A 26,248-nucleotide genomic window follows, 5' to 3' on the forward strand; every position below is an offset into this window, starting at 1 on the left:
AAGAAAGAAAAAAACTCACCTTAACAATAAATTTATTTTGACCAGTTTTTTAAAATCTTGTCTTCAAAATATTTAGATTTTAAAATCTTTCGTTTCTCTTCCCCTACCTTTTCAATATTATTTGGAATTGAAAATAATTTCTCTCTTGTTTCTTCGTCTATTTCATCTCTTTCATTTACTAATTTTTCTATTACTAAATACGAAATAAAAAATCTGAAACTTCTTAATTCGCTTGTAATCTCAGATAATAACCAAATTCCTGCCTTCTCTATTATCATCTTTACAATTAAATCGGGATATAGCATTTTATACAAATCATTAAAGATTAAATCTTTCCCAAAATAGTCGAAAATTTCCTCCTTATGATAGTTTAATTGCAATACTTCGATTTCCTCTGCAATAATTTTTAAAAAAACTTCATAATCGTTTCTTTTTTTGTAAGCATAAATTAAATTTATTATCATCTCTGAAGTTCCCTTTACATTTATTGAACCTCTCGAAATATTATAAATTATAATATACGTCAAATAATTAATATTTTTTGAATTCAAACATATTTTACGCCATAATAGAAAATTTTCAGGTCTTCTCCTATAAATATTATGATTTATAAAAGCTTTTATACAAATATCGAAATGCGGTTCGATTTCATAAAACAGAATACGATTGATTATTTTTGCCCAAAAATCTGAAACGTAGTTTGGTCTTAAATATTCAAGTTCATAGGGTTGTACATAAATAATTTGTAAACAACTATGAATTAATTCTTCAGACAATATTTCAAATACTTTTACAGGTTTTAATAAATAAAAATTAATATCTCCTACAATTTTAATTTCAATTTCTTTAGGAATTTCATCCTCCAACAAAAGCATTGCTTTAATCCATACAACATCATTTCTCTTCGAATCTATTAGATTTAAAATTATATCTTTTTCATATCTATTTAATTTGTCCCAATGCTTTATTGTTAATTTTAAATTATATAAACAGAAAATAGAATTTTTATTTGACAATATCCTTTCTATTAGATTTTCTCTTATTTTGAAATTATCATTAGTGAATGAAATTAATTCATCACTAATAGCCATTTCATAATCGGATAACTCTATATTAGCTTGAATTCTCAATTCTATCCTATTTAACCAAGTTTCAAATACTTTAATTCCATTATGCAAGGTCAAATATTTCATCGCTGTCTCCATTGTCGCACCATATCTTCCATAATTCAGAGAAATATTTGGAGGCAAACTTTTAGAAAAAACAGGAAAAATTTGTGCCCAAACATTCCATAGCTCAATCGTTTCTTCCTTTGAAAAAAATTCCCAGTCAATACACTCTCCAGAGTAGTCTATAGAAAATGTGGTCATTAAATCATTTGCTCTTATTGAAATTTCTTGTCTTTGGAATAACTTTTTAAGGTCTTTAAAAATTATTGTTTTTATTTCATCTATCTGTTTATTCCAACTTAAAAAACTTCCCCATATCCCATAAAAAGAAACCGTAGGATGTTCATCACTAAAGATCTTTTTGATTAGATAAATTTCGTCTACATTTATTTTTGATAAAAAAAATAGTTTTGCGACTTGCTTCCTTATAAAAACCTCCTCGTGTTTTAAAAGTGAATTTATTATATTATGATCAAATTTAGTGTAGACTTTACTGAGGCTAACAATTTTATGATAATTAATATAACGCCAAATATCAAATAAATTTACATGCTGATTATTTAATACTTTATTCTCAATTTCCTCTATTTCTTTTGGCGATATTTTATCAACAAACAAATTTCTTAAATCATCATCTCTCTTGCTTAAGAAAGGCACTTCATCATTAAACCATTTTATTGAACTTGAATCAGTATTTCCTCTATTGACAATATTGATAATTTTATTCTTTTGATCTTCATTATTAATATCTTCAATTATGTTTATAAGATTAATTGAAGAATAATCTTCAACTGCAGGAAAAATTGATTTATTTGATAAAAACATTAAATCCTTAATCTCATCTTTAAAATTTGAATCTATTGTACGGTAAATCCAAGTTAATAATTTACAAGCAATTAATGTAGTTACTGGACTTATACAAACTATCGCTTTTTTTAAATATCCAATATTTTCTTTTTGCTCTTGACTACTTCTTCTAAAGAACAATTTTTTTCCAGCTTCAAAATAATTAGGATGAGAAAAAAAATATTTATTATTTTCAAATTTAATAAATCCTCTTTCTTCAAAATATGAAATACTTGCCTTAAAGCCTTTTTTTAACTTATTCGTCTCTAAATATTTTGGAAACTTATTTTTACCTTTCTTAAATTGAAAAACTTTAGATTCTTTAAAAACGGAATATTTATTTTGATCCTCAGATAAAATATACTTTAAATCTTCGGCATTTATTCCAGTACTATTACTACAACATATTGACATAACCGCAAGAATTTTTGATTCTTTGTTATTTTCTTTTAGTACATCATTTGCTATATCAGTAGAATTATGTCGAGCTATACTAATTAATTCAGAAATGCTTTTTACTTTTAATTTATTTAAATCATATCTCGAAAGATAATCTAATTGTCCAACTTGAATTTTATGTTCAGTTTCTCCTAAAATATATTCTCCAACAATATTTTTTATTTCATTATTGACACTTTGTGCATTTGAAAATTTTTCCCAAAAATCTAATATTAGTTTGTTATCATATTCGGTTAAGTCTAATACGTTTTCAACAATATTGCAACTATCAAATGCTTCCTCTAAAATTTCTATTCTACTAGTAACAATTATTTTATGGTTTAATGATAAATGTTTGACAAGATTAATAATTTTATTTTTGACATCATGAGATTCCTTTTTTGGTTTTATATGCCCAAATGGGTCTTCAAAAATTAAAATCTTATCATCTATTTTATTTTGATTGAAAAAATTTTCAACTTGAAAAAAATCAGTTGAAATTGGTATTGAAGTATATCCTATATCTATAAAATTATTAGCAATTTTTTTTGCTAATTCCGTTTTGCCACATTGTGAAATTCCTGTTAATAATAATAAATTTGATTTTTCTAAAATATCTACTGCCTGTGCTTCTTCTTTTCTATCAATATTATTTTCAGATATTGAATATCTATTTGTCCTTAATTTTAAAATTAAATTTTTAAATAATGGAATAATATCTTCTTTTGCATCTCTACCTTGCTTTACAATTTCTAATAGTCTCAGATATAAATTATCAGAAAGCGATTGAGGTACTGAAAATTTTTTATTTAAACATTTTAAAACTTCATTATCAATCTTTTCTTCTCCTATTTGTTCCCAAATCAAAGTATTATTTATTAATGTCTCAATATCTGATTTGTTTAATTTATTTGAAATATCAATACAGAATGTTTTTCTTTTAATTTCTAGTGGAGTATCTTTAAATTTTATTCCCTTTAATTCCTTTTTCAATTTCGAAATAACTTCTTTTGAAATACTATTCTCATTAGAATCAATCGAAGGAAACTCTTTCAAAAACATTAATATTTCATCATTGCATCGAGATCGAGTAATAAACAAACATTTTGACTTTTTATCTTTAACTCTTAATAATAAATTATTAGTGCTACTCCTTTCTTGAAAATGGGACAACCATTCAATAATTTTTGAGAAATCAATATTATTTCTTTCTCTCTTAATTTGTATCTCTAAATGATTGTTATTTTCATCAATAAAAGTAATATCCTCACTTCCAATCTTCTCAACATAAAGTTGAGATTTAAAATCATTACAATGCAAAAGCCCAAATAAAACAGTTACTTTATATTGATATTCATAGCCTTTAACGCCTTCAGTTGCTACACTCATTTTAGATTGAATTAAGAAGTTTTTTAAATCTTTACACAAATCTAATTAACAAATAAAAAACCACAAACTCACAAAATAAATTTGCAAATCTGTGATCAATAAAGAATTCAAATTCTAACTTAAATCCCAAAAAAAGCTCTTAGCATTCCTCGTCGTTTCCTCCGCAACTTTATTCAAAGCAATTCCTTTAAACTGTGCGATTGTTCCCGCTACATAAGGCAGAAAAGACGGTTCGCATCGTCGTTCGTGGTATTTCTTTAAAAGGCTGTTCGGGACGTTTTTAGGAAGCATAAAGGGCGCATCGGTTTCAATCATCATTCGGTCGAGCGGTACGTACTGAATCACTTCTTTTAAAGGACTGAAACGTTTGGCATCTGAAATCGCTCCAGTAAAACCCAGATAAAATCCGTTATCGAGATAGGTTTTGGCTTCTTGCAGACTTCCTGTAAAACAATGCACAACGCCTTTTGGCAGTTTCGGCAGATAGTCTTTTGTGATATTCATAAAAGAACTAAAAGCGCTTCTCTCGTGCAAAAACAAAGGTTTCTGAACTTCAATCGCCAATTCTAACTGGGCTCTATAACATTCTTCCTGTTTGTTTCGGGGCGAAAAATCACGATCAAAATCGAGTCCGCATTCGCCAACAGAAACCACGTGTTTCTGCTGTAATAATTTTTTTAGTTTCGAAATGCTCTGCGCATCAAAACTCTTCGCATCATGAGGGTGAATTCCTGCCGTCGCATACAATACGCCTGGGTATTGTCGCGCAATCTTTGCGGATTCTTCGCTATTTCGTACGCTTGTGCCCGTGAGTATCATTTGCGATACGTCGGCGTCGACGGCGTCTTGTACAACATCGTCTGTGTCGTTTTGGAATTGTTTGTTGGTTAGGTTGATTCCTATGTCTATGTATTTCATTTTTTTTTAAAGTTACAAAGGCTCAAAGGGACAGAGGGACAAAGGTTTCTTCTCTTTGAGCGTTAATATTTTATTTTTTTGCCACTATGGCGTTATTTTAATCTCGCAATCCCGATAGCTATCGGGAGCTGAGTCGCTAAGTTTTTTGTTTCACGCAGATTTAAAAAGATTTAAGCTGATCGGCGCAGATTATTTTTCAAAAAATCTAATTAAATCTGCTAGAATCTGCCGAATCTGCGTGAAACAAATTTTGCGCAATATTTGTCATTCTTAGGAACGAAGACACGAGCGATAGCAAACTGGCGAAGCAATCTTCGTAAGTAGCTCCGTAACGTATTTCCCAATCTTTGTAGAGTTTCTCGTGAAGATTCTTCGTTCCTCAGAATGACATAAAATGAGGAAAAACCTTTGTCACTTTGTTACTTTGTCCCGATGGCTATCGGGATTGCCCCTAAAAAAGAAGAACTAATCTTCTCGGCTTCCGTCATCTGCCATTCTCACTAATTTTGGCGTAAACTTCGCTACAACATCAACTAAATCTTGTTGGGCTTCCATGACTTGATTGATATCTTTATACGCCATTGGAGCTTCGTCTAGTCCGGCACCGATAAGCGTAACGCCATGATCTTTCAAGATGGATTTCATCTCGGTTTGTGTAATGTTTTTTATGGCTTGCGTTCTGCTCATTTGTCTTCCTGCTCCATGCGAAGCGGAGTTTATTGCATTTTCTTGGCCTTTTCCTCTCACCAAAAATCCTGGCGCGGTCATACTTCCTGGAATGATTCCCATAACGCCTTTTCCGGCTGGAGTTGCACCTTTTCTATGTACGATCACTTCTTCGCCGTCCCAGATTTCTTTCCAAGCGAAATTATGGTGGTTTTCGACTTTGGCTAAAATCGTTGCGCCTAAAGCTCTTTCCATTTTGTTATGGATAATCTCGTGACAAGCCGAAGCGTAATCTCCCGCCAAATTCATCGCCAGCCAATATTCCTGACCTAATTGTGAGTTCATATCCAAATAGGCTAAGTTTTTCGCCACTTCTGGAAGTTTACATTCGTCTTTGGCAATTTTGGTGTAATGTCCAGCGATTGTTGCGCCCATGCCGCGTGAACCAGAATGCGTCAATAAAGCGACATATTTTCCTTTTGGAATATTCAAAATAGCATCGTCTTTAGAAAATTCCATGATTCCGAATTCCACAAAATGGTTTCCACCACCGGAAGATCCTAATTGCGACCAAGCTTTATCTTTCAAATTCTTCACAAACGGATTCATATTGAAAGTCTCGTTCTCCAAAACCGCATGATCTGATTTGTATTGACCGTGAAATCCATGACCTGCTCCAAAAATAGAATTCGCGATTAACTCTCTTTTGAATTTAGCTTCGTTTTCAAAATAAAAATCTTCTGGAATATCATAAACAGACAAAGCCATTCTACACCCAATATCGACACCTACACCATACGGAATAATTGCGTTTTTAGTCGCTAAAACGCCGCCAATTGGCAATCCGTAACCTTGATGTGCGTCTGGCATTAAAGCGCCTGCAACGGTTACTGGAAGTTTCATGGCAACCTCCATTTGCTTTCTGGCACCGTCTTCGATATGATCTAATCCGTAAGCCGAATACGCATTCGGATTTTGGTTTAAAGCAATGAAATCTTCTGGTTTTTCATTCGATTTTTCGATTAAAGCAACAGCCAATTTACTGAACACTTTATCGTCTATATAATTTTCTGGAGCTTCCAAAACGTTTTTATAATTCTCGATCATTTCTTCTCGTGTGAATCCGTTTCTTTTGCTATTTATTTTTAAGGCAATCCCAACTATTTTTCCTTCAGGAAATCCTAATTCTAATATATCTGTACCGTTTATTTGTGTTTTCATTTTTTTTCTTTTTAAGGGACAAAGGTCCATAGGTGCAAAGGTTTTATACTGCTGCGCAGTTTTTTTGCGTAGTTTATTTATTTCTCACAAAGTCGCTGAGTCGCGAAGTTTTTTTATTTCACGCAGATTTAAAAAGATTTAAGCAAATCGGCGCAGATTATTTAAAAAAAATCTAATTAAATCTGCTAGAATCTGCCAAATCTGCGTGAAATAAAGTTTGTGATTTGCTTCGCCTGTTCGCTATCGCTCGGGTCTCCTTACCTCGAAATGACAAAGCTGTGTGTTGTAACTTTGCAATGAACTTATGTTTTATACATTCTTATTTTTTTAAATTAATAATTTTAAAGAGGCAACTTTTAGGAATGGTTTAATTTTCTTTGGAACGAAGGAACCATTTCCTGACGACACTCTTTTTTTAAGAGCAATAGCTTATAAGTGATAATTTAGGATTCGAACCTAATAAATCAACCGACGAAGTAGCACTTATACACGGCATCTTAATTTTTTGAAAAAGTAATAATTGACAAGAGCTTTTGATTCCCTAAACGAAGTAACTCTATGCACACGACATTTTTCAGTTTTAAAAAAGAAGTAAAAAGCAATAAGAGAATTGGGCGGGGCATGTCTGTGCCAGAGTCGAACTGGATAGCCTTGCTGCTTTTACAACTTCGCTATTCCTCCCCAAAATGGTGACGAAGTATCTCTCATTTACGACATTCTTTTTTTATTTTTTAAACAAGGCAACAAACGAAAAGTGAAATTTTACGAGCTCTATCCTCTGAGCTACATTTCCTTTTTTAATTTTTTATTTGCGGAAATGACGGGATTCGAACCCGCGACCACGTCGTTAACAGCGAAGTAACACTTATCTACGACACTTGTTTTTTATTTTCAATGAACTTTTTCTTTTTACAAATATTCAAATACTGCTACGCAATTATTCTGCGCAGCAGATTTAAATTTACAATTCTATTCGGTTAATGTAATTCAATGCACTGCTTTTATCTTCTAAAGCATGCAAAACATCAAACACTTTATCTGACCAACCTGCTATTAAATACACATCGTTTTTTTGGATATTTATTGGCTGTTGACCGTAACCTGCCAAATCAAATAAATACAATTTAGCATTTGGTGCCATCTTTTTATAATTATCCCAAGATTTGCTAAAAGTATGATTGGTTTGGTTGCTGTTCCACATTTGAACATCAGTAAACAACATTACTTTATCCACAACTTCTTTTCGGTTTATTAAATCCTCAATAACCAAATGACCGTTTGTAGAATAACCAACTTCACCTTCACGTTTGTAATATTCGTTTACATTCGACAAAATGCTTCGTTTCGGCATATTGATTATTTTCCAAAAATCACCAAACATACCGCTTATCACATTTTGACAACGGCTTTGCATTAACATACCCAACATCAAACCAATATCATAAAGCATTACTTTACTTTTTGGTGAAATTGTTTTTTGCATCGAACCCGAAACATCGCAAGCAATCACAACGGAAGTATTTATGTCAAAACCTTTTATGTTTTGAGCACTTATAGCTACAGCATCTTCTAACGCATCTAAAACCATAGTTGTGTACTTGAAATTTAATTCTTTCACTTCTCGGTAAGCTGCTAAAAATCGGAAAGGCAATTGTTTTGAATTCAAAACTGCTTTTTCATTCGAAAGATACTCGCATACTTTCATTACATGAAAACCTGAAACATTTGCTTCTAATATATTTCGCAAGTTTCGAAGTAAAGCCATATAACCCAATTTATTGCTATCGATCAATTCTTGCCACTTTTGAGTCAATGCTTTTTGTTTTTCAAACTCATTATAAAATTTGATTTGACCCAATTGCGACAACTCAGTTTCCCAAGTATAAGGTGTTGCTAAAGTATCGTTTACAATTTTGTTAAACAATTCTTGTTGCGCTTCGTCTTTTGCTTTTGGATGAATCAAAAACAAAGCATCTTTTAATTTTACAATACCATTTCGATTGTATTTTGCAAATTGGTATTCATCAAATTTATTGAAAGAAACAGCCAAACCTTTTTGAACTTGTTTTGACAAACGATTTAATTTTTTAACGCCATTTCGATCATTTGCTATTTGGTAATAAGCCAATAATTCTGTGATTTCATCAGCGCGCTGAATTACGTTTGTAATCATTTTGCTAATTAATGAATCGCCTGAATATATTTTTGCCAATTCCACCACCAAAACCAATGGCACAGAACGCATATGCATTTCGTTACGAGCATAAACTGCAAGCTTAGCCACAAATACTGGATTACATTTTTGGATCAAACTTTTGATTCGCTCCAAACGAGTGGTATCTTTTTCATAAAATGAAACACTCAAACTTGTTGTTACAACTGCTGCGTATAATTCGTATTCTGCTGTTAATGGAAAAGCTTTGGCATTTTCGTGATTAACTATGGTAGATTTTTCTTTTGATAAAAAATTGAATTTCATAATTTCTGGTTTTTAAAATTAGACAATTGGTTATTGTTTTATTTCTTGAACAAAGATTTCTAAACTACTGCGCAATTATTTTGCGCAGTAAAAAAGAAATTTTAAATTTGAGTAAAAAACAAGATGAATCTGAATAAAATCTACGCCGATTTACTTCTGAATATTGGTTTTAATGAAAATGAAATTCAGAAAAACTGGACTGGTTTAGAAAAGGCATACTCCAATAAATCAAGACATTATCATAATCTCACGCATTTAGAAGAAATGATTGCCAGTTTTGAAATCTATCGCGATCGTCTTGAAAATCCGAATGAAATATTATTTTCTATTTTTTATCATGATTTTGTTTATTCAGCTTCGAAGAAAGATAATGAATTGAAAAGTGCGGAATTTGCTTTGTCGATTTTAGATGAAAATCATACTTTAAACAAACAATTAGTTTTTGATGCGATTTGTGCTACACAACTTCACATACACAATGAAAACGAAGATATTAATTGGCTAATTGATTTCGATTTGAAAATCCTTTCAAAAGACTGGGACGATTATAAAATCTATTTTGAACAAATACGAAAAGAATATCGCATTTATCCTGATTTTCTATACAAACCTGGGCGCGCGAAAGCGTTGAAACATTTTCTGGAATATGAATTTATTTTTCAGACGAATGAGTTTAGGAATTTGTATGAAGAGAAAGCGAGAAGAAATATTGAAAAAGAAATAAGTCATTTAGAAAGTAAAAAATAATCTCGCAAAGTCGCTAAGACGCAAAGTTTTTTTGTTTCACGCAGATTAAAAATGATTTAGGCAGATTCAGCAGATTATTTGAAAAATAAAAATCTTTTTAGATCTGCTCAAATCTGTAAAATCAGCGTGAAACAAATCTCAATAATCTTTAAATTAAAAAACTTTACGCCTTCGCTCCCGATAACAATCGGGATTGCGAGCAAAAAACACACAAAGCATGTCACAAAACAAAAATGCCTTAATTCGGTACAAAATAATCGACAAATGTCTGCAGAATAAATACCGACAATGGACTTTGGAAGATTTGATCGAATGTTGTTCTGAAGCTTTATCAGAATATGAAGGCCGTGATATTCCTATTAGCAAACGAACGATTCAAATGGATATTCAGTTGATGCGAAGTGAAAAACTCGGTTATAATGCTCCAATCGTGGTTTACGATAAAAAGTATTATAAATATGAAGACGATGATTTCACTATAACAGATATTCCATTAACGGAAACGGATATGAATGTTTTGACGGAAACCGTTTCGATGTTGAAGCAGTTCAAAGATTTTTCTCTTTTTAATGACGTTTCCGATATTTTACAACGATTAGAAGATAAAATCTATGCCGAAAAATCGCATACCAAACCTGTTATCTATTTGGATAAAAACGAAAAATTAAAAGGGCTACATTATTTAGATGAAATTTATCAGGCAATCATTAAAAAGGTAGCACTTGTAATTACGTATAAATCTTTTAAATCACGAGAAGAAACGAAATTCCACTTTCATCCTTTTATATTAAAGGAATTTAATAATCGCTGGTTTTTGATTGGAAAGAAAAAAGCTTCTCAACCTATTACTAATTTAGCTTTGGACAGAATTGTTTCTATAGACTACGATTTTAACCTTCCTTATATAGAAGAGGATTTTGATGCTGAAGCGTATTATAAGAACATAATTGGCGTGACTGTGAATTCGGGTTTACAACCACGGCGAATTGAACTTTGGGTTGATGCTAAAAATGCGCCCTACGTACTCACGAAACCATTGCATTCGTCACAGCGTTTGATTAAAGAAAATGACGACCAAAGCATTATCGTACATATTTTTCTTTTGCCCAATTATGAAATGGAACGAATTCTTTTAGGCTTTGGAGATGGAATCGAAATACTCCGACCCGAAAACTTGCGAAACCGTATGAAAATGATTCTACAAAACGCTTTAAGCAAATATGAAACAGAAAATAAAACCGAAATAAATCCATAATTCATTACATAATACTGAATTAAAGCTATTTTTAAAATGAGAAACCTATTTTTAAACCACCAAAAATGTTAAAACCTCAAAAAAGAATAGTATATTTCAGTTAAAATTTAACCACAAAACACTGAAAACCAAAGACATTTTTTAATTAACCAAAAATTTATTTAAAAATAATATGCATGCATAGTATTTTTTAATTATATTTGAAATCGATATAGTTACTATGAAAGATAAAACGATAGATTATATTTTGAGAGCTACATGGCAAGCTGTTTCAAGAATGTATAACGAAGAAGCTGCGAAGTACGATGCCACAATGGCAACCGGATTTGCGCTTTTGAGTATGGATAAGGAAGAAGGAACGCCATCAACCGCTTTAGGTCCGAGAATGGGCATGGAAGCAACGAGCTTGACCAGAACATTAAAATCTATGGAAGAAAAAGGTTTGATTGTTCGCAAAAAAAATCCAAGTGACGGAAGAGGCGTTTTGATCTACCTGACAGAATTTGGAAAAGAGAAAAGAGATTTATCAAAAAATACAGTTCTGAAGTTTAATGAAACGGTAAGAAAACATGTTTCAGACGAAAAGCTGAATCATTTTATTGAAGTTGCTGAAATCATCAACGAATTAATTCAGGACAAAAACATATTTAATCAAACAGAAAACGCAGAAAACGAATAGCATTTCGCAAGACAAGAAATAATTCGAAAACTGCAAAAAACAAACAAGTAACAAATTATGAAACGCACAATTAAAAAAGTTGCTGTAATTGGATCCGGAATTATGGGTTCAGGAATAGCTTGTCATTTTGCCAATATTGGTGTTGAAGTTTTACTGCTTGACATCGTTCCTCGCGAGTTGACAGAAGCTGAAGCTAAAAAAGGATTAACTCTTGAAAGTAAAGCCGTTCGCAACCGTGTGGTAAATGACCATTTGGCGAACTCATTAAAATCGAAACCCTCTCCTATTTACAGTCAGAAATTCGCAAGCCGAATCACAACTGGAAATACGACAGATGATATGGCAAAAATTGCTAATGTTGACTGGATTATCGAGGTTGTAGTGGAGCGTTTGGATATCAAGAAATTGGTTTTTGAACAAATTGAGAAATTCCGCAAACCGGGAACTTTGGTTACTTCTAATACTTCTGGTATTCCAATTCACTTTATGAGCGAAGGAAGAAGCGAAGATTTCCAACAACACTTCTGCGGAACGCACTTTTTTAACCCTGCGCGTTACTTAAAATTATTTGAAATTATTCCTGGTCCAAAAACTTCAAATGAAGTATTGGATTTCTTAAACGAATACGGTTCTAAATTCTTAGGAAAAACTTCGGTTGTTGCTAAAGATACTCCAGCATTTATTGGAAACAGAATTGGTATTTACGGAATTCAGAGTTTATTCCATTTAGTTAAAGAAATGGGATTAACGATTGAAGAAGTTGATAAATTGACTGGACCAGTTATTGGACGTCCTAAATCGGCTACTTTCCGTACAGTTGACGTTGTTGGTTTAGATACTTTGGTGCATGTTGCCAATGGTATTTATGAAAACTGCCCAACTGACGAACAACACGAATTGTTTAAACTTCCTGATTTCATCAACAAAATGATGGAAAATAATTGGCTAGGAAGCAAAACTGGACAAGGTTTCTATAAAAAAGTAGATAAAGATATTCTTTCTTTAGACTTAGATACATTAGAATACCGCGCTGCAAAAAAAGCAAATTTTGCCACTTTAGAATTAACTAAAACTATCGATAAACCTATTAATCGTTTTAAAGTTTTAGTAAAAGGTACTGACAAAGCGGGAGAATTCTACCGTAAGAGTTTCGCTGGAATGTTTGCTTATGTTTCAAACAGAATTCCTGAAATCTCAGACGAATTATACAAAATTGACGACGCTATGAAAGCTGGTTTTGGATGGGAAAATGGTCCATTCGAAATCTGGGATGCTATTGGCGTTGCAAAAGGAATCGAAATCATGAAAGCAGAAGGTTTAGAGCCTGCTGCATGGGTAAACGAAATGCTGGCTTCTGGAAGCGACAGTTTCTATACTGTTAAAGAAGGTGCTACTTATTTCTATAACCTTCCAACAAAATCTCAGGTAAAAGTTCCTGGACAAGATTCTTTCATTATCCTAAACAACATCCGCGAAAGCAAAAAAGTTTGGAGCAACAGTGGAGCAATTATCCAAGATTTAGGAGACGGAATCTTAAACTTAGAATTCCAATCTAAAATGAATACTATTGGTGGTGATGTACTTTCTGCAATCAATAAAGCAATTGAATTAGCTGAAAAAGAGCATCAAGGTTTGGTTATTGGAAACCAGGCTGCGAATTTCTCTGTTGGAGCTAATATCGGAATGATTTTCATGATGGCGGTTGAGCAAGAATACGACGAATTGAATATGGCAATTAAATTGTTCCAAGATACAATGATGCGTGTTCGTTATTCTTCAATTCCAGTAATTGTTGCGCCTCACGGAATGACTTTTGGTGGTGGATGCGAAATGAGCTTACATGCTGATAAAGTAGTTGCTGCTGCAGAAACTTATATGGGATTAGTTGAATTTGGTGTTGGAGTTATCCCTGGTGGTGGTGGTTCTAAAGAATTGACTTTAAGAGCTTCAGATTTATTCCGTAAAAATGACGTGGAATTAAACGTTCTTCAAGAGTATTTCTTGACTATTGCTATGGCAAAAGTTTCAACTTCTGGTTATGAAGCTTTCGACACAGGCCTTTTACAACATGGTAAAGATATTATCGTAGTAAACAAAGACCGTCAGATTGCTGAAGCTAAAAAACATGCGTTGTTAATGGCTGAAGCTGGTTACACACAGCCAATCAGAAGAAACGATATTAAAGTTCTAGGAAAACAAGCTTTAGGAATGTTCTTAGTTGGAACGGATCAAATGGAAGCTGGAAAATACATCTCTGAACACGACAAGAAAATCGCCAACAAACTGGCTTACGTAATGGCTGGTGGTGATTTATCTGAAGCAACTTTAGTTTCTGAACAATACTTATTAGATATCGAACGTGAAGCTTTCTTGAGTTTATGTACAGAGCGTAAGACTTTGGAGAGAATTCAGTATATGTTAACTAAAGGAAAACCACTTCGTAATTAGAAAATAGAACAAAGAGAATAGAATATAGATTTCAAGACTTAGCAAAGTCTATTTTCTATACTCTATCTTCTATACTCTTAAAAAACAAAAACAAATGAAAACAGCATATATAGTAAAAGCATATAGAACAGCAGTTGGAAAAGCTCCAAAAGGTGTTTTTAGATTTAAAAGACCTGATGAATTAGCTGCTGAAACCATTCAGTTTATGATGAATGAACTGCCTGATTTTGACAAAAAACGTATTGACGACGTTATGGTTGGAAATGCGATGCCAGAAGCAGAACAAGGACTTAACGTTGGTCGTTTGATCTCTTTAATGGGATTAAAAGTAGAAGACGTTCCTGGTGTTACAGTAAACCGTTACTGTGCATCTGGATTAGAAACTATCGGAATGGCAACGGCTAAAATCCAATCTGGAATGGCAGATTGTATCATTGCTGGTGGTGCAGAAAGCATGAGTTATATTCCGATGGGAGGTTACAAACCAACTCCGGATTATAAAGTTGCCGCTGCAGGTCACGAAGATTACTACTGGGGAATGGGTTTAACTGCCGAAGCGGTTGCTAAACAATACAATGTTTCTAGAGAAGATCAAGATGAGTTTGCTTACAATTCTCACATGAAAGCTTTAAAAGCACAAGCAGAAGGAAAATTCGATAAACAAATCGTTCCAATTACTGTTGAGCAGACTTTCATCAATGAAAACGGTAAAAAAGAAACGAAATCATACGTAGTGAATAAAGACGAAGGACCAAGAGCTGGAACTTCTAAAGAAGCTTTAGCTGGTTTAAGACCCGTTTTTGCTGCTGACGGAAGTGTAACTGCTGGTAACTCTTCTCAAATGAGCGACGGTGCTGCTTTCGTTTTAATTATGAGCGAAGACATGGTAAAAGAATTAAATCTTGAGCCAATTGCACGTCTAGTAAACTTTGCTTCTTCTGGTGTTGAGCCAAGAATTATGGGTATCGGACCTGTAAAAGCTATTCCGAAAGCTTTGAAACAAGCAGGATTAACTTTGAACGATATTGAATTAATTGAATTAAACGAGGCTTTCGCTTCACAAGCTTTAGCGGTATCTCGCGAATTAGGTTTAAATCCGGATATCGTAAACGTAAACGGTGGAGCAATTTCATTAGGACACCCTCTAGGTTGTACTGGTGCTAAACTTTCTGTTCAGTTATTTGATGAAATGAAACGTCGTGGCAACAAATACGGAATTGTGAGCATGTGTGTAGGTACTGGACAAGGTTCTGCTGGAATCTACGAAGTTCTTTAAAAAAGAGAATAGAATATAGAATAAAGAGAATAGATGTTTTCTTTGAGAATAAAGAGATAGACTTTTAGAAATTATATAAAAGTTTTAAAAAACAAATAAAATAGTAATATTCTTACTTTTTATTTTATTAACTTGACTCAAAAAAACATGAGACATAATTATAAGAACTTAAAGATTTGGAAGATCGGAATTGCAATTGCCAATGAAATTTCAGACATATTAATAGAATTTCCAAAACACGAACGATACGATTTGAGTTCTCAAATAAGCAGATGTTCGGTTTCGATGCCTAGTAATATTGCTGAAGGATCTTCAAGAACTGATAAGTCTTTCAGTCACTTTTTAGACATTTCTCTAGGCTCTTCATTTGAACTAATTACACAATTATTGATTGCTAAGCATAGAAAATATATAAACGAGATACAATTTAACCAATTAGAAATTAAAATAGAAGAATTCCAAAGAATGACAATGGGTTTTCAAAACGGACTAAAGTAAAGTCTATTTTCTATACTCTATATTCTATTTTCTTTCATAAAAAAACAAAAACAAAATGGCAGATACAATCGAAAAAAACGTGACTCGTGGTGGTCAGTTTTTGGTTAAAGAAACAAAATGTGAGGACATCTTCACACCAGAAGATTTCTCAGAAGAGCAGTTAATGATGCGTGACTCTGTAAAAGAGTTCGTAGACAAAGAATTATGGGCGCATAAAGATCGTTTTGAAAAGAAAGATTACGCTTATACCGAATCTTCAATGCGTAAAGCAGGTGAATTGGGACTTTTAGGAGTTGCGGTTCCGGAAGAATACGGCGGATTAGGAATGGGATTCGTTTCTACAATGTTGGTTTGTGACTACATTTCTGGAGCAACTGGATCTTTTTCTACAGCTTTTGGTGCACATACCGGAATTGGAACTATGCCAATTACACTTTACGGAACTGAGGAACAAAAGAAAAAATACGTTCCGAAATTAGCTTCTGGAGAATGGTTCGGCGCTTACTGTTTAACTGAGCCAGGCGCAGGGTCTGATGCTAACTCAGGAAAAACAAAAGCAGTTTTATCTGAAGATGGAAAATACTATTCTATTACAGGTCAAAAAATGTGGATTTCGAATGCAGGTTTCTGCAGCGTTTTCATCGTTTTTGCTCGTATTGGAGATGATAAAAATATTACAGGTTTCATCGTAGAAAACGACCCTTCAAACGGAATTTCTATGAATGAAGAAGAGCATAAATTAGGAATCCGTGCTTCTTCTACTCGTCAGGTTTTCTTCAACGAAACAAAAGTTCCGGTTGAAAACATGTTATCTGAAAGAGGAAACGGTTTCAAAATTGCAATGAATGCTTTGAACGTTGGACGTATTAAATTGGCTGCAGCTTGTTTAGATGCACAAAGAAGAGTTACTTCTGGCGCTGTAAAATATGCTAACGAAAGAATTCAGTTCAATACTTCTATTTCATCTTTTGGAGCTATCCGTTCTAAATTGGCTGAAATGGCAACTAATGCTTACGCTGGAGAAAGTGCTTCTTACCGTGCTGCAAAAGACATCGAAGACAGAATCGCTGCTCGTGAAGCGGAAGGAACTTCTCACCAAGAAGCAGAATTGAAAGGTGTTGAAGAATATGCTATCGAGTGCTCTATCTTGAAAGTTGCAGTTTCTGAGGATGTTCAAAACTGTTCTGACGAAGGAATTCAAGTTTTTGGTGGAATGGGATTCTCTGAGGACACTCCAATGGAAAGCGCTTGGAGAGATGCTCGTATCGCTCGTATCTACGAAGGTACAAACGAAATCAACAGAATGCTTTCTGTAGGTATGTTAATCAAAAAAGCAATGAAAGGACACGTTGATTTACTTGGGCCAGCAATGAAAGTTCAAGAAGAATTAATGGGAATTCCATCTTTTGATACTCCAGATTTCTCTGAATTATTCTCAGAAGAAAAAGTAATCGTGGCAAACTTGAAAAAAGTTTTCTTGATGGTTGCTGGTAGCGCTGTTCAAAAATATGGTCCAGATTTAGATTCTCACCAACAGTTATTAATGGCTGCTGCTGATATCTTGATCGAAATCTACATGGCTGAAAGTACTATCTTGAGAACTGAGAAATTAGCTAAATCTCAAGGTGAAGATAAAGTACAAGAGCAAATTGCAATGGCAAAATTATACTTGTACAAAGCTGTAGATATCGTAAACTTGAGAGGAAAAGAAGGAATTGCTTCATTCTCTGAAGGAGACGAACAACGTATGATGTTAATGGGACTTAAACGTTTCACTAAATATACTAATCTTCCAAACGTAGTAGCGTTGAGAGAAAAAATTGCAGAAAAATTGGTTGCAGAAAACACTTACTGCTTCTAATTCAAAAATAGTTTTTAGCTTTTAATTTGTTTAAGCCCGCGCAAGTCCGAAAATGCGCGGGCTTATTTTTTATTTTCATCTGAAAGACAGAACCTAAAAACGCAATATTTTTGCAGTAATTTGCAAATAATTCGTTAAAATTCAAATTAAAACGTTTTAGTATAGTTAAATATTGAATACATTACAGTATATTTAGCATTCTAAAAAACTAAAACATGAAACAACTTAACCTAATTACAATTTTGTTTTTTCTGGTGTTATCCACAAATTCATTTGCACAGAAAAACAAAAAACTAGACATTATCGCTTATTATACAGGCGATTCTAATCTTATTGATCAGTATGAGGTCAACAAATTGGATCAAATTATATTCAGTTTTTGCCATTTGAGAGATGGAAAATTAAGCGTTGATTCTCCAAAAGATTCTTTAACGATTAAACACTTAGTTTCTTTAAAAGCAAAAAATCCGCAATTAAAAATTGTTCTTTCACTTGGTGGATGGGGAGGTTGCGAACCTTGTTCTGCTGCTTTTTCAACTGCTGAAGGTCGTGTGAAATTTGCAAAATCAGTAAAGGAAGTAAGCGATTATTTTAAAGTTGACGGATTGGATTTAGATTGGGAATACCCTTCAATCGAAGGCCTTCCGGGACATTTATATCAAGCCGCTGACAAACCAAATTTTACGGATCTGCTTAAAATTTTACGTTCAACATTAGGAAAAAAATACGAGCTAAGTTTTGCTGCGGGAGGTTTTCAAAAATGTTTGGATGAATCAATCGACTGGAAAGGTGTTGCGCCATACGTTAATAGAATTAATATCATGAGTTATGATTTAGTAAACGGATATTCTAAAGTTACGGGACATCACACGCCATTATACAGCACAAATCCAAAAGAAGAATCAACTGACAGAGCGGTTACGTACTTATTAAAACAAGGCGTTCCAGCAGAAAAATTAGTTATTGGTGGTGCATTTTACACCAGAACTTGGAAAAATGTTGCGAATGTAAATAATGGATTATATCAATCAGGAGAACATACCGACGGAACTTCATTTAGAGATTTTTCTACAACTTTGACCGAAGCAAATGGATGGAAATATTTCTGGGATGATAAAGCAAAAGCGCCATACTGGTACAACGAAAAAGACAAAAAATTTGCAACTGGCGACGATTTAGTTTCTATAAAAGCAAAAACGGAATATGCAAAATCTAAAAAATTAGGCGGAATTATGTTTTGGGAACTTCCATTAGATAAATTCCGTGACGGAATGGTGAATGCTATTTATGAAGTAAAAACAGGTAAATAACATCCTTATAAAATAAAAAAAACGGCAGCTATTTTTTGAATAACTGCCGTTTTTTATTTGGGAAAATTATTTATTGCACTTTTGTTTTATCCAATTCTCCAATAAACGGAATCGCTTCTAAAATCTCCGATTTAATAATAGTCTGTAAATAAACTTCCAACTGAATAAATTTCGCCGCATTTATAGCTCCAATCGCTTTCTTAGCCTGATTATAGGTTTTCTCATATAGTTTTTCATATGCAATATGATTTTTCAATGTTCCTTTTGCTAATTCATCTGCTTTAGCATCTGTTAAAGTTTCATAATTGGCTGCATAATCATTCAGAAGCTGAAACTTGGTTTGTCCTAAAGCTTTACGCTCGGTTTCATACTTATCATAAACTGCGGCAAAAGCGGTCGCTTGCGAATCAGACAAATTCATATACTGCTTCACTAAATCACTTTTTGATTTTCCATAAATACTTTGCAAAACATCAACATCTTCCTTAAATGAAGATTGAGCATAAGATGAAAACGTGGCAAGAGCCATAATAAAAATAAGACTTAATTTTTTCATAGTTTTTGATTTTAAATTTGTTCCTAAATAATTATGCACATTAAAACTTTATTATTTTCAAGACATTACGTTAAAAAAAAGAATATTGATAGACTGCTGATAAAGCATAATAATCCAAACCATTATTGGTAAAAGCCCCAGCATGATATTGAAATCGGATAGACTGCCCTTTTGCGATAGGTGTTGAAAACGTCCCTCCTATCCTCCAGTTATCTATTTGACTTGCTTCGGGAACACCATCAATTATTGTTTTTCCACCAAAGAACCACGTTGTATTAAAACCAACCCACATGTTGTTTTTAAAATAATAACTTGCATGCGCTTGCAGACTATACGTAGGTTTTTGTTCCATTTTTTTCCCTAAAAAATCATTGTTGTCCGTATAAAACCAAACTCCTCCATATGCCTCTGCGTATACATGGGCAAATCGTTTAGAAACACCAATTTCGGGTTTTACTCCCCAACGGTTTGTGCCTATATTCACTCGTTTGTCTTCATAATATCTTCCTGTCGGAATTGAAGTCACCAAACTGACCCCTAATATTGTTTTTTGCTGAAAAGATCTGAACTCACTTTTATCAAGCGCTGGCGAACCTAACAAATTTACACCAAAGCGCACTTTTGTGTCGGCAAAACCGGTTCTTGAACCAGTGACCAAATCGCCAGCAACATTTGCTGAACCATCCATAAAAGTAAATGGAAGCGAAACCTGAATACGTGCTAATTTGTTCGCCAAACCAAACGTTCTAACATAACTAGCTGCAACATTGTGACTTTGAATTTTAAAATCGGAAATAGGTAATGATGGCTCAGTAACCACGTTTCCATCCATGAATACGTAACCTAATGCGGCTACATTTAATTTTTTTGGCACATTAGCATACGCTCTTGGCTCTAGATCTTGGCTATAACTCATCATATTGAATAAAAATAGCACAGCACAGAAGTATTTTTTTGGCATAAATTAAAGAATTGGCGATACAATCAAGTTATAACTCTTAATTTTTAATTTCATTTGTTTTTGGCGGATGTATTTCACCATCGTAAGAAATTGAACCTCTATTATTACTAGTAATCGAAAGTGAAGCGCTTCCGTCAAAAAATATGGTAAACAAGAGATCAAAAACATCATCTTTCCCTTTCACAGTTGATCTAACAATAATCTTTTTTTTGCTTTTTTCTATTTTGGTATTCTCAGGAACGCCTTCAAATTTAATTCCGCCATCACCTCCATAAGCAACATTATATGCACGTCCAAAAAACGGAAGATCGCAAGTAGTCTTGGTTTCATTAAAATCCAAAAAATACGTATTGTAGTCTAGATTCAAAAGCCTTCCTCCTTGTGGAGTTGCTTTTTGCGCTTCATAAGCAAAATTTTTAGAATCAATTAAAGCTTCTATTTCTTTTTGTTTTTGCAGTTCACGTTCTGCTTTAAGCTCTTTTTTAGATTTTTCCTGCGCTAAAACAGAGAAACTAAAAAAACAGGATAACACTAATAAAATGGATAATTTAGGTGACATAAAATATAAATTTAATAGAGTTAAAATAGAGTAATTTTTATTTTTTGGTAAATCGCATCATCGCGATATCTCCAGAAATAAAGTTTAAAGTTTTTCCGTCATCAGTAATATCATAAGACGTTATTTTTTGAAGCGTGCTCATGAAAACTTGCTCGCCTTGCCCATCCATGCACATCATTTTTGTGACTGCCATTGGCTGTGTGAAATCAATTTTATTTCCATCAACAGCCAATTTTCCATTAAATGAATTACAGCTGTTGTTTCCTGAAACATGACTTTCTTTTGTATTGAAATTGATGGTTGGTTTTTTATTTGGATACAAACCATCAAAAGCTATTCGCGGGCCGGAAATATAATTAAGTTCCCAATTTCCATCTAATTTAGAAACCGAATCTGTTTTTTGACATTTGCAAGAAATTAGCACAGCACCCAAAAAAACAAGTATAAAAAAAAATCTTCATCATAACGTTAGGCATTAAAAATTAATGTATTATAAAACGAGACTTGGGAAATTTTTCGTTAAAAAGCTATACGAATTTAAGCAATATTTTTGTGTTCTGTACTCAAAGTGTCATTAAATTACGCTTAATAGTTTTAGATTTATTTAACTTTTAGAGTCAATTTTATCGCCTTTTTTATGTTAAATTTACTTAATTATTAATTTAAATGCCTCTCATATGAAAAAAGCAATTGTTTCTTTCGCTATAATTACAGCCTTAATTATTGGTTGTAAGACTAATACAAAATCAAATGATGCCAAAACTTTGACTGTAAATCTGGAGCCAAAAAGCAACAGTACCGTTAGCGGAACTGCCACTTTTACGGAGAAAAACGGAAAAGTAACTTTTACAGCTAAAGTTGCGGGATTACAACCTGGAGTTCACGCGATCCACATTCATGAAAAATCTGATTGTTCTGCAGCTGATGGAAGTTCTGCAGGTGGACACTGGAATCCAACTTTCAAAAAACACGGAAAATGGGGAGTTGGCGAATACCATAAAGGTGATATCGGAAACTTTACTGCTGATGCAAAAGGAAACGGAACAATCACTTTGACTACAGACGAATGGTGTGTAGGCTGTGGTGATGCAACCAAAGATGTTTTAGGAAAAGGATTGATTGTACATCAAGGAACAGATGACTTCACGACGCAACCAACTGGAAATGCAGGCGGTAGAGTTGCTTGTGCAGGAATCATCAAATAATAAAAAATTGCAATAACCACTATTTTTTCACAAAATCTAGTGGTTATTTCATTTTAAATGAATTCTAAGACAAGAAAAAAAATTAGCTTTGCATTTTCAAATTAAAGTTAATGATCAACGCATCGGCACCAGGCTGGATAGATAAGTTTTTTAGCGAACAAAAGTTTTCAGAAGCTATTCCTTTTGAAACCACTGATTCCTTTTACTTTAAAGTAAGAGAAACTGGCTTTATATACGGTCATATCATTTCTATCGATTCACAAATTCCTATTCCGATAAAAGGCTGGTTCAAGACTGAGATTTCAAAAGTTGCGTTATTAAATACTTTATATCATGTGTTTTGTTTGGAAAAAAGAAATTCTGAACCAAACAATTTTATTTCTGAAGCTTTAAAATTCTACAATCAAATGAATCCGGAAGGGTTTAATTTGTTTAAAATTTTACTTCCAAAAGACACTCCTTCTCTTTCATTAGAAAATATAATTGACCAAAGAGTTCAAACAAACGATAGTATCATCAGCAAAAACTTTTCGCATTTAGTTACGAATGCTTTGCTTTTTATCGATGTTTTGGCTTTTCGACAATATTTGGAACACGGTTCAATTCCTGAAAAGTATTTAAAACGTATTGAAGAAACCGTTTTAGGTATTGTGGGACTTGCTTTAAAAACAAAAACCGTCAAATCACAACATGACGATTTATTGATAAAGCTTTTTGAAGCATCAATTCGCTATTCTAAATTCTCAAAAGTTACTGTTGAAACACTAGAAACATTGTCTTTAGATTATTTCACAAATACTTTAGAACATTATTATTTGATCGATATGGCTGGAATGGCTTTATGGAGCGATGGTGTTGTAGAGAATGAAGAGGCTTACTTTTTATATTCTTTAGGCTCGACAATGGGTGTTGATGATGATTTTGTAACCAAAAGCATAGCAACGACAAACACCTTCATAACGACTCATAAAAAGAAAATTCCGTATTTCAATTATTCCAATCCTGTAAAACATTTTTACGACCAAATGACGCACACGGTTGTAAAACTGATTATTAGAAATAAAAACCGATTGGTAAAAGAAATCGTTCAAAGTAAAGAATTAATGGTGCTTTTGGCTTATTCCACAACAAGAGATTTGGATGCCAAAGAAAAGAAAAAAGTAAAAAAACAGCTTTTGGACATCTGTAAAACGATTCCATCGTTGACAATCTTTTTACTTCCTGGTGGCAGTTTGTTGTTGCCAATCTTGATAAAGTTTATCCCAACAATGCTTCCGTCAGCTTTTAATGAAAATCTAGACGAAAACGAATAAAAAAAATCGCCCTTTTGAGGCGATTTTTTTTTATTGTAATCTTATAAATCTAACTGATAAACATCATCAAGCTCTGCATTTGAACTGATTGTAACATTCAAATCGGTTACGAAACCAGAATTCAGTCCGTACACCCAACCGTGAAGCATCAAGTCTTGACCATTTGCCCAAGCTCCTTGAACTATTGAAGTTTTAGCTAAATTATAAACTTGCTCTTTAGCATTGATTTCAACAAAAGTATTGAAACGCTCCGTTTCATCTTCAATTGAATTTAGGTATTTATCATGCAAACGGTATTCATCCTTAATATGACGAATCCAGTTGTCGATAATCCCAACAGATTGATTGCCCATTGCTGCTTTCACACCACCACATCCGTAGTGTCCACAAACAATAATATGCTTAATTTTCAAAACATTTACCGCGTAGTCTAGTACACTCAACATGTTCATATCAGAGTGAACAACCATGTTTGCAATATTTCTGTGTACAAAAACTTCACCTGGTTTTGCGCCAACAATTTCGTTTGCAGGAACACGACTGTCAGAACATCCAATCCATAATAATGGTGGTTGTTGTCCCTTAGCTAAATCAGCGAAATAATTCGGATCTTTTGCTAATGAAGTTTCAACCCACTTCTTATTATTTTCTAATAACTGCTCATAAAATTTTCTCATTTTTTTTATTTTTTGAAGGTATTTCTATTGCTTAAGTGCATCAAAAAAGAATTTATGTAAAGTTACCTAAATTTTGACATTTCCTGTGTCATAGAAATACTTTAATTTTTGTTATTTGTTTTAAAACTCCTCTTTTATGGTTTCTTTTTTCACCAAAGCTCTTTTGGCAACGTCATAATAATGCTCAATTGTAACATGATTATTGTTCTCTGGCGTATTTTCCAGCTCGTATGCCTCTTTAAAACCTTTCAGTTTTACTTTGATGTTTTCGTCGATAGCACGTGTTTCTTTAAACTCACGAATCAAATCTAAAACATCATGGGCAATGTACTCCGTATCATGGGCATTGATCACTACTTTTGAGTTTTCAGGAATCTCGCTTAAAGTTTGTTTGATTGCCGCTTTATTCAAGAAAGAAACTTCTTGAGCTAAATCGATATGAATAATGTCACCATCTTCATATTCTTCTTTTTTGAAAATATAAGCTCTTTTTAAATTACCTCTCAATACAAAAATGATACTGATGATAATTCCCAACGCAACCCCTTTCAGCAAATCTGTAGCAACAACAAAGACTAATGTTGCTATAAAAGGCACAAATTGATATTTGCCCTTTTCCCAGAAATGCATGAAAGTTGCTGGTTTAGCTAATTTATAACCTACTAAAATTAAAACTGTAGCCAAAGTTGCTAATGGAATCTTATTTAAAATTGCCGGAATCGACAAAACACTGATCAATAAAAAGAACCCGTGGATAATGGTTGACATTTTAGATTTTGCACCTGCATTATTGTTTGCAGATGATCTAACCACTACAGATGTCATTGGCAAACCACCTAAAAGTGAACTAATTACATTACCAATTCCTTGTGCGCGAAGCTCCACATTGGTATCTGTATAACGTTTTTGAACATCCATTCTATCCGAAGCTTCGATGCATAATAATGTTTCGATAGAAGCAACAATAGCAATCGTAACCCCCACAACCCACACTTGCGGATTTGTTACAGCACTAAATTTTGGAAGAATCAAAATCGATTTGAAATCATCAAAAGATTTCGGAACAGGCAACGAAACCAAATGTTCTTTTGCAATTGCCAACGAACTTCCTGAAGAAATAAAAACTTCATTAAGCACTACTCCCAAAATAACTGCAACCAAAGCGCCCGGAACTAATTTCAAGCTTTTCAAAAATGGCACTTTATCCCAAGCAAGCAATATCGCAAGTGAAACAGCCGAAATTACAACAGCACCTAATTGAATATGATTAATCACGTCAAATAAAAATGAAAACGAATTGCTTCCATCATTTTGAATAAAAGCTTGATCACCCTCAAAATCAGCATCGTAACCAAAAGCGTGTGGCAATTGTTTTAAAATGATAATGATACCGATACCCGCTAACATTCCTTCGATTACATTCGTTGGAAAATAATTTGATATACTTCCGGCCTTCAAAAACCCTAATGCTAATTGAATTAATCCCGCGATAAAAACGGACAACAAAAACACATCAAAAGCACCAAAATCAGTAATAGCGGTTAAAATAATTGCTGTTAATCCAGCAGCAGGACCTGAAACGCTAATATGGGATTGGCTTAAGTAACCTACTACTATACCACCAACAACACCTGCGATAATTCCAGAAAATAAAGGCGCTCCAGAAGCCATTGCTATACCTAAGCATAATGGAAGAGCCACCAAAAAAACCACCAAACCTGAGGCAAAATCAGATTTTAGGTTAGCAAAAAGATTGATTTTTTTTGTCATAACACAA

The 26,248-nt window shown here is 33.3% G+C and carries 20 protein-coding genes; 10 read left to right on the forward strand and 10 right to left on the reverse strand.

What is annotated here, in order from left to right; all coding sequences use genetic code 11:
• Nucleotides 1–32: 32 nt before the first annotated feature.
• The 4 genes from AAYQ19_RS07155 to AAYQ19_RS07170 all read right to left on the reverse strand — a co-directional run bounded on the left by AAYQ19_RS07155 (nt 33) and on the right by AAYQ19_RS07170 (nt 9,126).
• Nucleotides 33–3,842 carry an nSTAND3 domain-containing NTPase gene (locus AAYQ19_RS07155; RefSeq protein ID WP_343535416.1) on the reverse strand — a complete coding sequence of 1,270 codons (3,810 nt, stop codon included), beginning with the start codon at nt 3,840–3,842 and terminating at the stop codon, nt 33–35.
• A gap of 114 nt (nt 3,843–3,956) precedes the next feature.
• Nucleotides 3,957–4,760, reverse strand: coding sequence for a TatD family hydrolase (locus AAYQ19_RS07160; RefSeq protein ID WP_343535418.1), 804 nt, complete (start codon nt 4,758–4,760; stop codon nt 3,957–3,959).
• 465 nt (nt 4,761–5,225) lie between these two features.
• Nucleotides 5,226–6,647 (reverse strand): RtcB family protein, encoded by a 1,422-nt coding sequence (locus AAYQ19_RS07165; RefSeq protein ID WP_343535420.1) that lies wholly within the window; start codon nt 6,645–6,647, stop codon nt 5,226–5,228.
• Between the two features lie 961 nt (nt 6,648–7,608).
• Nucleotides 7,609–9,126, reverse strand: a complete 1,518-nt coding sequence (locus AAYQ19_RS07170; protein WP_343535422.1) for a TROVE domain-containing protein — start codon at nt 9,124–9,126, stop codon at nt 7,609–7,611.
• Between the two features lie 123 nt (nt 9,127–9,249).
• On the opposite strand from AAYQ19_RS07170, the gene AAYQ19_RS07175 reads away from it, so the two are divergent.
• The 8 genes from AAYQ19_RS07175 (at nt 9,250) to AAYQ19_RS07210 (ending at nt 19,200) form a co-directional block, all read left to right on the forward strand.
• Entirely contained in the window at nt 9,250–9,873 is a 624-nt protein-coding gene (locus AAYQ19_RS07175) for an HD domain-containing protein (RefSeq protein WP_343535424.1), read from the forward strand.
• Nucleotides 9,874–10,090: 217 nt separating this feature from the next.
• Entirely contained in the window at nt 10,091–11,128 is a 1,038-nt protein-coding gene (locus tag AAYQ19_RS07180; protein WP_343535425.1) for a helix-turn-helix transcriptional regulator, read from the forward strand.
• Nucleotides 11,129–11,348: 220 nt separating this feature from the next.
• A complete protein-coding gene (locus AAYQ19_RS07185; RefSeq protein WP_160782212.1) occupies nt 11,349–11,807 on the forward strand; it encodes a MarR family winged helix-turn-helix transcriptional regulator in 459 nt (152 codons plus the stop codon).
• Nucleotides 11,808–11,864: 57 nt separating this feature from the next.
• The gene (locus AAYQ19_RS07190; protein WP_343535432.1) at nt 11,865–14,255 is read left to right on the forward strand and encodes a 3-hydroxyacyl-CoA dehydrogenase/enoyl-CoA hydratase family protein; all 2,391 of its coding nucleotides are present in this window, start codon (nt 11,865–11,867) and stop codon (nt 14,253–14,255) included.
• A 94-nt stretch (nt 14,256–14,349) separates the two neighbouring features.
• Nucleotides 14,350–15,531 (forward strand): thiolase family protein, encoded by a 1,182-nt coding sequence (locus AAYQ19_RS07195; RefSeq protein WP_343535434.1) that lies wholly within the window; start codon nt 14,350–14,352, stop codon nt 15,529–15,531.
• Nucleotides 15,532–15,678: 147 nt separating this feature from the next.
• Nucleotides 15,679–16,029: a four helix bundle protein gene (locus AAYQ19_RS07200; protein WP_207295241.1), complete on the forward strand. Its 351-nt coding sequence runs from the start codon at nt 15,679–15,681 to the stop codon at nt 16,027–16,029.
• A gap of 55 nt (nt 16,030–16,084) precedes the next feature.
• Complete coding sequence (locus tag AAYQ19_RS07205; protein ID WP_343535438.1) at nt 16,085–17,890, forward strand: acyl-CoA dehydrogenase FadE; 1,806 nt, start codon at nt 16,085–16,087, stop codon at nt 17,888–17,890.
• A gap of 215 nt (nt 17,891–18,105) precedes the next feature.
• Nucleotides 18,106–19,200: a glycoside hydrolase family 18 protein gene (locus tag AAYQ19_RS07210; protein ID WP_343535440.1), complete on the forward strand. Its 1,095-nt coding sequence runs from the start codon at nt 18,106–18,108 to the stop codon at nt 19,198–19,200.
• Nucleotides 19,201–19,270: 70 nt separating this feature from the next.
• Here AAYQ19_RS07210 and AAYQ19_RS07215 read toward each other — a convergent pair whose 3' ends face one another.
• The 4 genes from AAYQ19_RS07215 to AAYQ19_RS07230 all read right to left on the reverse strand — a co-directional run bounded on the left by AAYQ19_RS07215 (nt 19,271) and on the right by AAYQ19_RS07230 (nt 21,700).
• Complete coding sequence (locus tag AAYQ19_RS07215; RefSeq protein WP_343535442.1) at nt 19,271–19,756, reverse strand: hypothetical protein; 486 nt, start codon at nt 19,754–19,756, stop codon at nt 19,271–19,273.
• 70 nt (nt 19,757–19,826) lie between these two features.
• Nucleotides 19,827–20,717, reverse strand: coding sequence for a transporter (locus tag AAYQ19_RS07220; RefSeq protein ID WP_343535444.1), 891 nt, complete (start codon nt 20,715–20,717; stop codon nt 19,827–19,829).
• A 37-nt stretch (nt 20,718–20,754) separates the two neighbouring features.
• Nucleotides 20,755–21,276 (reverse strand): DUF4251 domain-containing protein, encoded by a 522-nt coding sequence (locus AAYQ19_RS07225; RefSeq protein WP_343535446.1) that lies wholly within the window; start codon nt 21,274–21,276, stop codon nt 20,755–20,757.
• Between the two features lie 37 nt (nt 21,277–21,313).
• On the reverse strand, nt 21,314–21,700 hold the full coding sequence (locus tag AAYQ19_RS07230; RefSeq protein WP_445709686.1) for an META domain-containing protein: 387 nt from the start codon (nt 21,698–21,700) through the stop codon (nt 21,314–21,316).
• 253 nt (nt 21,701–21,953) lie between these two features.
• Between AAYQ19_RS07230 and AAYQ19_RS07235 the strand changes: the two genes are divergently transcribed.
• Entirely contained in the window at nt 21,954–22,481 is a 528-nt protein-coding gene (locus AAYQ19_RS07235; protein WP_343535450.1) for a superoxide dismutase family protein, read from the forward strand.
• A gap of 110 nt (nt 22,482–22,591) precedes the next feature.
• Nucleotides 22,592–23,794 (forward strand): LETM1-related biofilm-associated protein, encoded by a 1,203-nt coding sequence (locus AAYQ19_RS07240; RefSeq protein ID WP_343535452.1) that lies wholly within the window; start codon nt 22,592–22,594, stop codon nt 23,792–23,794.
• Between the two features lie 41 nt (nt 23,795–23,835).
• On the opposite strand, the gene can is transcribed toward AAYQ19_RS07240, so the two are convergent.
• Nucleotides 23,836–24,471 carry a carbonate dehydratase gene (gene can, locus AAYQ19_RS07245; RefSeq protein ID WP_343535454.1) on the reverse strand — a complete coding sequence of 212 codons (636 nt, stop codon included), beginning with the start codon at nt 24,469–24,471 and terminating at the stop codon, nt 23,836–23,838.
• 120 nt (nt 24,472–24,591) lie between these two features.
• A complete protein-coding gene (locus AAYQ19_RS07250) occupies nt 24,592–26,241 on the reverse strand; it encodes a SulP family inorganic anion transporter (RefSeq protein WP_343535456.1) in 1,650 nt (549 codons plus the stop codon).
• Nucleotides 26,242–26,248 lie beyond the last annotated feature (7 nt).

This window comes from Flavobacterium mesophilum, from assembly GCF_039581405.1.
In the GTDB taxonomy this organism is placed as follows: domain Bacteria; phylum Bacteroidota; class Bacteroidia; order Flavobacteriales; family Flavobacteriaceae; genus Flavobacterium.

What these genes read in the sequence shown, in the direction of transcription:
- AAYQ19_RS07210 (WP_343535440.1), top strand. Translation starts at nt 18,106, where the DNA reads ATGAAACAACTTAACCTAATTACAATTTTGTTTTTTCTGGTGTTATCC.
- AAYQ19_RS07165 (WP_343535420.1), bottom strand. Translation starts at nt 6,647, where the DNA reads ATGAAAACACAAATAAACGGTACAGATATATTAGAATTAGGATTTCCT.
- AAYQ19_RS07240 (WP_343535452.1), top strand. Translation starts at nt 22,592, where the DNA reads ATGATCAACGCATCGGCACCAGGCTGGATAGATAAGTTTTTTAGCGAA.
- AAYQ19_RS07155 (WP_343535416.1), bottom strand. Translation starts at nt 3,842, where the DNA reads ATGAGTGTAGCAACTGAAGGCGTTAAAGGCTATGAATATCAATATAAA.
- AAYQ19_RS07170 (WP_343535422.1), bottom strand. Translation starts at nt 9,126, where the DNA reads ATGAAATTCAATTTTTTATCAAAAGAAAAATCTACCATAGTTAATCAC.
- AAYQ19_RS07215 (WP_343535442.1), bottom strand. Translation starts at nt 19,756, where the DNA reads ATGAAAAAATTAAGTCTTATTTTTATTATGGCTCTTGCCACGTTTTCA.
- AAYQ19_RS07180 (WP_343535425.1), top strand. Translation starts at nt 10,091, where the DNA reads ATGTCACAAAACAAAAATGCCTTAATTCGGTACAAAATAATCGACAAA.
- AAYQ19_RS07235 (WP_343535450.1), top strand. Translation starts at nt 21,954, where the DNA reads ATGAAAAAAGCAATTGTTTCTTTCGCTATAATTACAGCCTTAATTATT.
- AAYQ19_RS07200 (WP_207295241.1), top strand. Translation starts at nt 15,679, where the DNA reads ATGAGACATAATTATAAGAACTTAAAGATTTGGAAGATCGGAATTGCA.
- AAYQ19_RS07220 (WP_343535444.1), bottom strand. Translation starts at nt 20,717, where the DNA reads ATGCCAAAAAAATACTTCTGTGCTGTGCTATTTTTATTCAATATGATG.
- AAYQ19_RS07175 (WP_343535424.1), top strand. Translation starts at nt 9,250, where the DNA reads ATGAATCTGAATAAAATCTACGCCGATTTACTTCTGAATATTGGTTTT.
- AAYQ19_RS07190 (WP_343535432.1), top strand. Translation starts at nt 11,865, where the DNA reads ATGAAACGCACAATTAAAAAAGTTGCTGTAATTGGATCCGGAATTATG.
- AAYQ19_RS07225 (WP_343535446.1), bottom strand. Translation starts at nt 21,276, where the DNA reads ATGTCACCTAAATTATCCATTTTATTAGTGTTATCCTGTTTTTTTAGT.
- AAYQ19_RS07205 (WP_343535438.1), top strand. Translation starts at nt 16,085, where the DNA reads ATGGCAGATACAATCGAAAAAAACGTGACTCGTGGTGGTCAGTTTTTG.
- AAYQ19_RS07250 (WP_343535456.1), bottom strand. Translation starts at nt 26,241, where the DNA reads ATGACAAAAAAAATCAATCTTTTTGCTAACCTAAAATCTGATTTTGCC.
- can (WP_343535454.1), bottom strand. Translation starts at nt 24,471, where the DNA reads ATGAGAAAATTTTATGAGCAGTTATTAGAAAATAATAAGAAGTGGGTT.
- AAYQ19_RS07160 (WP_343535418.1), bottom strand. Translation starts at nt 4,760, where the DNA reads ATGAAATACATAGACATAGGAATCAACCTAACCAACAAACAATTCCAA.
- AAYQ19_RS07185 (WP_160782212.1), top strand. Translation starts at nt 11,349, where the DNA reads ATGAAAGATAAAACGATAGATTATATTTTGAGAGCTACATGGCAAGCT.
- AAYQ19_RS07195 (WP_343535434.1), top strand. Translation starts at nt 14,350, where the DNA reads ATGAAAACAGCATATATAGTAAAAGCATATAGAACAGCAGTTGGAAAA.